Source organism: Thiomicrorhabdus cannonii, assembly GCF_013391695.1.
In the GTDB taxonomy this organism is placed as follows: Bacteria; Pseudomonadota; Gammaproteobacteria; order Thiomicrospirales; family Thiomicrospiraceae; genus Thiomicrorhabdus; species Thiomicrorhabdus cannonii.
On record NZ_JACBGH010000026.1, the window covers coordinates 1 to 467 of the forward strand.

The following is a 467-nucleotide window of genomic DNA, read 5'->3' on the forward strand; positions in this document are numbered from 1 at the left end:
GTCCTCAAGCCCGCCAAGGCAGTGCGTACCGATTCATCCCTGCTGAAATCGCGGGGCTGGATGGTGAAGTCGCCAGCATTGTTGATCACAGAGACGTTATGGCGCAGGAAATCGTGTCGGCTCTCCCGGGCACCCACTGCGCCAAAGGCCAGCACAGAATCGCTGAGGTCATATTCGGCATGCACTGCCCCGAAGGTATCGTTGGTGCGCGCCTTGCTCCACGCCTGGGCGTAGTTGCGGTGCACATCGCCAGCACGCGGTACCTGGGCGCTTGCCCCTACCAGCACACGCTCCTGAGGGGCATCGGTGTCACGCTCGGTATGCCCAAGGTCGGTCGAAAGCCGCAGGCGCTCGCCGCGAAAATCCAGCCCCAGTACGGCCATTTCGCGGTCCACTTGCTGGTGGTCCCATTCGGTATCGCCAGACTGTTTCACCGCGTTCAGACGCATGCCGAACTGCTGCTGTTC

The 467-nt window shown here is 62.1% G+C and carries 1 pseudogene; it reads right to left on the reverse strand.

Annotation, left to right across the window (positions count from 1 at the left end):
- Positions 1–449: pseudogene (locus tag HZ297_RS11795) on the reverse strand (hypothetical protein); the annotation flags it as partial.
- Positions 450–467: the final 18 nt, after the last annotated feature.